This is a genomic window from Pseudonocardia sp. SID8383 (assembly GCF_009864975.1).
Taxonomy (GTDB): Bacteria; Actinomycetota; Actinomycetes; order Mycobacteriales; family Pseudonocardiaceae; genus Pseudonocardia; species Pseudonocardia alni.
The window spans coordinates 1-7,793 of record NZ_WWFY01000683.1 but is presented as its reverse complement, the minus strand read 5'-3'; the positions used below and the strand labels follow the sequence as shown (position 1 = coordinate 7,793).

The 7,793-nt window shown below is 74.8% G+C and carries 6 protein-coding genes; all 6 read right to left on the bottom strand.

What is annotated here, in order from left to right; genetic code table 11:
• Window positions 1–529: 529 nt before the first annotated feature.
• A complete protein-coding gene (gene hemB, locus GTW08_RS16635; protein WP_073576566.1) occupies window positions 530–1,510 on the bottom strand; it encodes a porphobilinogen synthase in 981 nt (326 codons plus the stop codon).
• Window positions 1,511–1,624: 114 nt separating this feature from the next.
• Entirely contained in the window at window positions 1,625–3,166 is a 1,542-nt protein-coding gene (locus tag GTW08_RS16630; RefSeq protein ID WP_073576567.1) for a uroporphyrinogen-III synthase, read from the bottom strand.
• 16 nt (window positions 3,167–3,182) lie between these two features.
• Window positions 3,183–4,139 (bottom strand): hydroxymethylbilane synthase, encoded by a 957-nt coding sequence (gene hemC, locus GTW08_RS16625; RefSeq protein ID WP_073576568.1) that lies wholly within the window; start codon window positions 4,137–4,139, stop codon window positions 3,183–3,185.
• A complete protein-coding gene (locus GTW08_RS16620; RefSeq protein WP_073576569.1) occupies window positions 4,136–5,557 on the bottom strand; it encodes a glutamyl-tRNA reductase in 1,422 nt (473 codons plus the stop codon). Before GTW08_RS16620 ends, hemC begins: the two co-directional genes overlap by 4 nt.
• Window positions 5,558–5,561: 4 nt before the next feature.
• Window positions 5,562–6,290, bottom strand: a complete 729-nt coding sequence (locus GTW08_RS16615; RefSeq protein ID WP_062403813.1) for a redox-sensing transcriptional repressor Rex — start codon at window positions 6,288–6,290, stop codon at window positions 5,562–5,564.
• 511 nt (window positions 6,291–6,801) lie between these two features.
• Window positions 6,802–7,793: molybdopterin-dependent oxidoreductase (locus GTW08_RS16610; protein ID WP_161152196.1), on the bottom strand; the 992-nt coding region annotated here is incomplete at its 5' end.

Genomic DNA, 7,793 nt, shown 5'->3' with positions numbered 1-7,793 from the left:
CCCGGCTGCGGCGCGGGCGCGGCGGGTGCCTGCTGCGGGGCCGGCGGCGGTGTGGCGCCGCCGTGCCAGCCGTGGGGGTACGGGTTCTGCGGGTACTGCGGGTAGCGCCCCGTCGACGGCCCGGGCCGGTAGTACTGCGGGGCGTCGTGCTGTCCCGGGTTGCTGCTCACGACCTCCACGGTAGCCGTGCCGGTGTCCGGTTTGCCACGTTCGGCGGTACCCGGCGCCGCGATTCACCCCTCACCGAGCGACCGCCCGGCACCACCCGGCGGGATCCGGCACCACCGGCCGGCCTCCGCGGCCCTGCGATGCCGTTCCTCCGGAACCGGAACCGGAACCGGGACGCGGCGTCGGGCCCGGGTCTCGTCGAGGTCCCCACAGGGAGTGCGGCGAATTCGCTTACCCGGTAAGCGAATTCACGGACAGATGGCCCCGGGGGTCGCCGGCCGGTCGGCACGACTGGCGCCGGGCGGCCGAGCCGAGCAGCGCCGGTCGGATCCGACCGGCGACGCGCCCCGGGTGGGCGGGGTCAGCCCCGGTCGAGCCAGGTCGCGGCCTCGGTGGCCCAGTAGGTCAGGATCACGTCCGCACCGGCGCGGCGGATCGAGGTCAGCGTCTCCATGATGGTCCGCTCGCGCTCGAGCCAGCCCCGGGCGACGGCGGCCTCGACCATCGCGTACTCACCGGAGATCTGGTACGCCGCGACGGGCACGTCGGCGACGTCGGCCACCCGGGCCAGGATGTCCAGGTAGGCCAGGGCGGGCTTCACCATCACCATGTCGGCGCCCTCGTCGAGGTCGAGTGCCAGCTCGCGCAGCGCCTCGCGGGCGTTGCCGCCGTCCTGCTGGTAGGTCTTGCGGTCGCCCCTGAGCTGCGAGTTCACCGCCTCACGGAACGGGCCGTAGAACGCCGAGGCGTACTTGGCGGTGTAGGCGAGGATGCCGGTGTCGGTGAATCCGGCCTCGTCGAGCGCGGTGCGGATGACGCCGACCTGGCCGTCCATCATCCCGCTGGGGCCGACGAGGTGGGCGCCCGCACGGGCCTGCTCCACGCCCATCCGGGCGTAGATCTCCAGCGTCGCGTCGTTGTCGACGCCGCCGTCGGCGTCCAGCACGCCGCAGTGCCCGTGGTCGGTGAATTCGTCGAGGCACAGGTCGGACATGACGACCAGGTCGTCGCCGACCTCGGAGCGCACGTCGCGCAGGCCGACGTTGAGGATCCCGTCCGGGTCGACGGCGCCGGAGCCGGTCGCGTCGTGGTGCTCGGGGACCCCGAACAGCATCACACCGCCGACGCCCGCGGCCGCCGCCTCCGCGACCGCCTTGCGCAGCGAGTCGCGGGTGTGCTGGACGACCCCCGGCATCGACCCGATCGGGACCGGTTCCGTCGCGCCCTCACGGACGAACATCGGCAGCACCAGCTGCCGCGGACGGACCTCGGTCTCGGAGACCAGCCGCCGCATCGCGGGGGTGGTCCGCAACCGTCGGGGACGCTGCGCCGGGAAACCCATGCGGACCAGGCTACGACCGCCCCGGACACAGGTCGGCCCCGCACCACCTCGGGAGGCGGTACGGGGCCCGACGGGAGCAGCTCAGCGGCGGTGCCGATGCGCCCTTCGCTCCGCTCAGCGGCGGCGCGCCTTCACCTTCTTCGGCGGCGGCAGGTTGCCCTCGGCGCGCAGCTTCGCGGTGTGGCTGGCCAGCGCGTCGACCAGGGTCGGGACGCGGGCCTCCTCCGGCTGCACGTCGACCCGCAGGCCGAACTCGCGCGCGGTCTCCGCGGTGGCCGGACCGATGCAGGCGACCAGGGTCCGGGCGTGCGGCTTGCCGGCGATGCCGACCAGGTTCCGCACCGTCGACGACGAGGTGAAGCACACCGCGTCGAAGCCGCCGGTCTTGATCGCCTCACGGATCGGCGCGGGCGGCGGGGCGGCCCGGACGGTCCGGTACGCCGTCACGTCGTCGACCTCCCAGCCGCGCTCCTGCAGCCCGGCCGACAGCGTCTCGGTGGCGATGTCGGCGCGCGGGAGCAGCACCCGGTCGACCGGGTCGAGCACGTCGTCGTGCGGCGGGAAGATGTCCAGCAGTCCCTCGGACGTCGAGGACTGGGACTCGTCGATGTCCGGGACGAGCTCGGGCTCGATACCGAACTCGCGGACCTTCTCCGCGGTCGAGCGGCCGACGCAGGCGATCTTCACACCGGAGAAGGCGCGGGCGTCGAGGCCGAACTCACCGAACTTCTCCCAGACGGCCTTGACCGCGTTGGTCGAGGTGAACACGACCCACTGGTAGCGGCCGTCGACGAGACCCTTGACCGAGCGCTCCATCTGCGCGGGCGACCGGGGCGGCTCGACGGCGATGGTCGGCACCTCCTCCGGGATGGCGCCGTGCATCCGCAGCCGCTCGCTCATCACGCCGGCCTGGTCCTTGGTGCGCGGCACCAGGACCCGCCAGCCGTAGAGCGCGCGCGACTCCCACCAGGACAGCTCGCCGCGACGACCGGCGGCCTCGCCGACGGTCAGGACGAGCGCGCCCTCGAGGTCACCGCCGTCGGCGGCGATCCGCCCGACCGACGACGAGATGGTCCGCTGGGTGGAGGTGGTGCCGCCCGCGGTGATCGCGACCGGCGTCTCGTCCGGGACGCCCTGGGCGCTCAGACCGGCGGCGACGTCGCCGAGCAGCGCGCTCGTCGCGTGCAGCACGACCGGGCCCGGGCTCGCGGCCAGCGCGGCCCAGTCGACGCCCGCGCGGACGTCGGCCTCGACGTGCGCCGACCCGAGCGCGACACCGGCGTAGGCCGGGACCGCGGTCGAGGACGGGACGCCGGGGACGACGTCGAACGGCGTGCCCGAGGCGGACACGGCCATCGCCTCGGCGACGACGGCGTCGTTGGTCAGGGGGTCACCGGAGACCAGCCGGGCCACCGAGCGGCCCTGGCCCGCCTCGGTGAGCAGGTCGCTCGCGATGTCGGCGGGCTGGCCGACGGCCGGGCGCACCTCGGCGCCGTCGGCGGCCAGGGCGAGGATGCCCTCGGGCACGTCCGGGTCGGTGATGACCAGCGGCGAGCCGGCGAGCACGTCCCGGGCGCGCACGGTGAGCAGCGCCGGGTCCCCCGGTCCGCTGCCCACGAAGGCGATCCGCCCCGAGGGGTTGGCAGGTCCTGTCATTGAAGAAACTCCCGAATCAGCGGTTGGCGGGACCACCGGGACCTGCGGGGGGCAGGTCCTCGGCTCCCAGGTCGAGAAGTTCGAGGGCGACCGCGGCCCCGATCTTCTCTGCGTCGTCCATGTCTCCGGTGGCGGAGGCGCGCACCACGTCGCCCCCCGCGATGTCCCCGATCCCCAGCGCGCCGCGCAGCGACAGCCGGTCGACCGCGCGGCCGTCGTCGTCGAGGTCGGAGACGACCTCGGCGAGCGCCCCGACGGGGGTCGTGCACTCGGCCTCCAGGCCCGCCAGCACCGCACGCTCGGCGGTGACGGCGAAGCGCACGCCGCTGTCGTCCAGCACCGCGGCCAGCACCGACACCAGATCGGTGTCGGCGGTGCGGCACTCGATCGCCAGCGCACCCTGGGCGGGGGCGGGCAGCATCTGCAGCGGGTCGATCAACTCGTCCGCCTCGTCGACCCGGCCCAGCCGGCGCAGCCCGGCCGCCGCGATCACCACGGCGTCCAGCTCGCCGGAGCGGACCTTCCCGATCCGGGTGTCCACGTTCCCGCGGATCGGCAGCACCTCCAGGCCCTGGCCGAGCGCGTGCAGCTGCACCGTCCGGCGCGGGGACCCGGTGCCGACCCGGGCACCACGGCCCAGCTCGCCGAGCACCCGACCGCCGGTGACCAGCGCGTCGCGGACGTCCTCGCGCTCCGGGATCGCCGCGATCGTCAGCCCGTCGGGCTGTGCGCTCGGGAGGTCCTTGTACGAGTGCACCGCGACGTCGATCTCGCCCGCGTACAGCGCGTCGCGCAGCTGCGAGACGAACACCCCCACCCCGATCTGCGGGATCGGCGCCGACGACCGGTCACCGCTGGTCGAGATGGTGACGAGCTCGCTCGGGTGCCCGGCGGCGGTCAGCCGGTCGGCGACGGTCGTGGACTGCGCGACCGCCAGCTTCGACGGCCGCGTGCCGATCTTCAGGACGCTCACGGGATCTGCTCCGGGGGACGGGACCCGATCGACGGCGTGGGGCCGAGCGGGGCGTTCAGGGCTGCGGTCACGTCGCCGCCGTCGACGCTCGCGTCGGAGCCCCGGACCGGGGCCGCGACCGCGGCGGCGGCCTGCGGGTCGAGCTCGAACAGGGTGCGCAGCGCCGCGGCGTAGCTGTCCCCGTCCGGGCCCTCGGCCAGGCGCTTCACCTGGACCGTGGGCGTGTGCAGCAGCTTGTCGACGACGCGGCGGACGGTCCTCGAGAGCTCCTCGCGGACGTGGCCGTCCAGATCGGGCAGCCGGGAGTCCAGGCGCAGCAGCTCGGCGTCGACGACCTCCGAGGCGCGCCGGCGCAGGGCGGTGACCGTCGGCGTGACCTCGGCCGAGCGCTGCCCGGCCAGGTACTGCTGGGCCTCGGCGTCGACCATCGTCTGGGCCGCGGCGACGGAGCCGCCGTCGGCGGTGTCGAGCAGCCGACGCTGCAGGGTGATGAGGTCGACCATGCGCACGCCGGCCAGCTCGCCGACAGCCGGGTCGACGTCACGCGGCAGGCCCAGGTCGCACACGACCAGAGGTGAGGTGCGGCCGGTCAGCGCCTCGGCGACCGGGGCCACGTCGACGACGTGCCCGATGGCGCCGGTACAGGCCAGCATCAGGTCGGCGTCGCGCAGTTCCTCGGCCAGGGAGTCCATCGGCGCGTAGCGCGCGGTGGTGCCCTGCTCGGCGTGCTCGAGGACCTTCTCCACGAGCCGCTCGCCGCGCTCGGCCGAGCGGTTCAGCACGACGATCTCGCCCGCCCCGGCACGACGCAGGTGCGCGGCGGCCAGCGCGCCCATCGCCCCGGCGCCGACGATCACGGCGCGGGTGCCGCCCAGGCCGACGCCGCCGAGCTCACGGTCGGCGTCGCGCAGTGCCTCGGACACCACCGAGGCGCCCGCCTCGTCGATGCCGGTCCCGGCGTGCACCCGCTTGCCGACGCGCAGAGCCTGCTGCACCAGCTCGTGCAGGACCTTGCCGACGGCGCCCGCGGCGTCCGCGGCCGCGTAGGCGCCGCGCAGCTGGCCGAGGATCTGCGACTCGCCGACCACCATCGAGTCCAGGCCCGCCGCCAGCGCGAACAGGTGCTGGACCGCGGAGCCCGCATAGTGCACGAACAGGTGCTCGGACAGCTCGCCGATGGGGAACCCGGCGTGGGTGCCGAGGACGTCGGTGACGTCGCCGAGGCCGCCGTGGAACGCGTCCACGACCGCGCAGATCTCGATCCGGTTGCACGTGGAGAGGACGACCGCCTCCTCGACGTGCGTGCGGTCGAGCATCTCCTCGAGAAGCTTGGACACGTCACCCGGAGCGACCGAGAGGCGCTCCAGCACCTCGACCGGCGCGCTGCGGTGCGACAGGCCGACCACGAGGACGCTCATGGCTCTACGACACCACCGATTCGTTCGTCTTGTCCGTCACCGCGGCGGCACCGGTGTGCCGTCGCGCCACGTGGAACGCGAGGACCTGCAGTTCGACCGACAGGTCCACCTTGCGGACCTCGACGTCGTCCGGGACCGTCAGCAGCACCGGAGCGAAGTTGAGGATGGACTGCACACCGGCCGCCACGAGCAGGTCGCAGACCTTCTGGGCCGCCGGGCCCGGCGTCGCGATCATCCCGATGGTGACGCCGCCACCGGCGCACACCTCGGGGATCTCGCGCACGTGCCGCACCCGGATGCCGTTGATCTCGCTGCCGACGAGGTCGTCGTCGACGTCGAACAGGGTGCTGACCGGGAAGCCGCGGCCGGCGAAGCCGGTGTAACCGGCCAGGGCGTGGCCCAGGTTGCCGACGCCGACCAACGCGACCGACTGCCGGTGGTCCATGCCCAGCTCGCCCTGCAGCCGTCCCTGCAGCGAGGTGACGTCGTAGCCGACGCCGCGCACCCCGTAGGAACCCAGGTAGGACAGGTCCTTGCGGAGCTTGGCCGAGTTGACCCCGGAGGCACCGGCGAGCTCCTCGGACGACACCGTCTCGACGCCGGCCTCGCGCAGCTCGCCGAGCACCCGCAGGTACACCGCGAGCCGGGACACGGTGGCCTCCGGCACCGGGCGCGCGGGGCGCTCGCCGTTGCCGTCGGGCGCGGCGGCACCGGACTCGGGCGGCAGGGTCACGGGCCGTCCTCCTCGGGCGTCGGTCGCGGGCGGCCGGGTCCCGGTGCCCGCTCCTGCTCGCGGGGGCTTGATCCGCGGGCGGTCGGTCATCGAAACTGGGCGTGCTCCGGTCGGGGGTGTGCAGGTGCCGGTCACCGGCGCGCTCGTGGCACGCCCGCTCACCGGCCGGACGGGCCGGTCGGGCTGCGGACGGACGAGGCCCGGCGTTCCCGGCGCCGCGGAGGCACCGTGCCACCGGGTCCGGCGACGGGAACCCACGGTAGCCGCTTGTGAAGGCACGCACAAAGTTGCGATCTTGGTCCTCTCCGTGCTCGGCCCGGGCCCCTGACCTGGAACTACCGGTGATCGACGGGCAGGAACCGCTCATCGTGCGACGAGTGCCACGTCGTTCTCCACGACACCACCGTCACGCATACCGTGCGACCACCCGTGACGCACCTCTCCGCCCGGGACGGCGCGACGAGGCCCAGGTCACGGTCCCTCGGGTCACCGCTTCTCAGGTGACCGTCGTTCAGGTCACCGTGACGGTGCGGGTCGGCCGGCCGGTCGCCGCGCCCGGCAGCGGGGAGCGGCGCTCGGCGGTCTGGACGACGCCGTCGCCGTCGGTGGCGCGGCACACCAGGGTGTACCCGCCCGGCGGCAGGTCCAGCTCGGCGCGCCACTGCCGCCAGGTGGCCCCGCCGGACGGCACCGGCGCGAGCTCCGCGGTGACCCAGGACCCGGCCGCGCCCCTGTCCTGCACCCCGACCTCGACCCGGCGGATCCCCCGGGGCACCGCCCAGGCGGAGCCGGTGACCACGACCCGGCCGGCGGGCACGCTCGCGTACGAGGCGGGCGACTCGATCCGCGCGGCGGTCTCCATCGGCCCGGGCGGCGCCCACCCGCGGTCGCGCCAGTAGTCGGCGCGGGCGGCGAAGGTGGTGAACTCGATGTCGGTGACCCACTTGGTGGCCGAGACGTAGCCGTAGAGCCCGGGGACGACGATCCGCACCGGGAAGCCGTGCTCGGGCGGCAGCGCGACCGGGCCGTCCGGTCCGGCCATCGCGACCGCGAGCAGCGCACCGCGGGCGGGGTCGAGGAGCAGCGACGACGGGCTGCCCGCCGTCCAGCCGTCGGTCGAGGTGGACAGCGCCTGGTCCGCCGCCGGGTCGGGCGCGGCGGCCGCGAGCAGCGGCGCGAGCTCCACCCCGGTGAACCGGGTGGTGGACACGAGGTCCCCGCCGACGTCGTTGGAGACGCACGCCATCGTCACCCAGCGTTCGACGAGCGGGCGGGCCAGCAGGTCGTCGAGGGTGAGGGTGAGCTCGCGCCCGACCCGCCCGTGCACCCGCAGGCTCCACGACGCCGGGTCGACCGACGGGACCCGCAGCGCGGTGTCGATCCGGTAGAAGTCGTCGACGGCGGTGGTGAACGCGGCCGCGCCCGGCACCTGCGCCCCGGCGGGCAGCGCCGGGGCGGGCGCGATGCGGCCCTGCGCGGCGAGCGTCCGGATCCGGGCGGTGA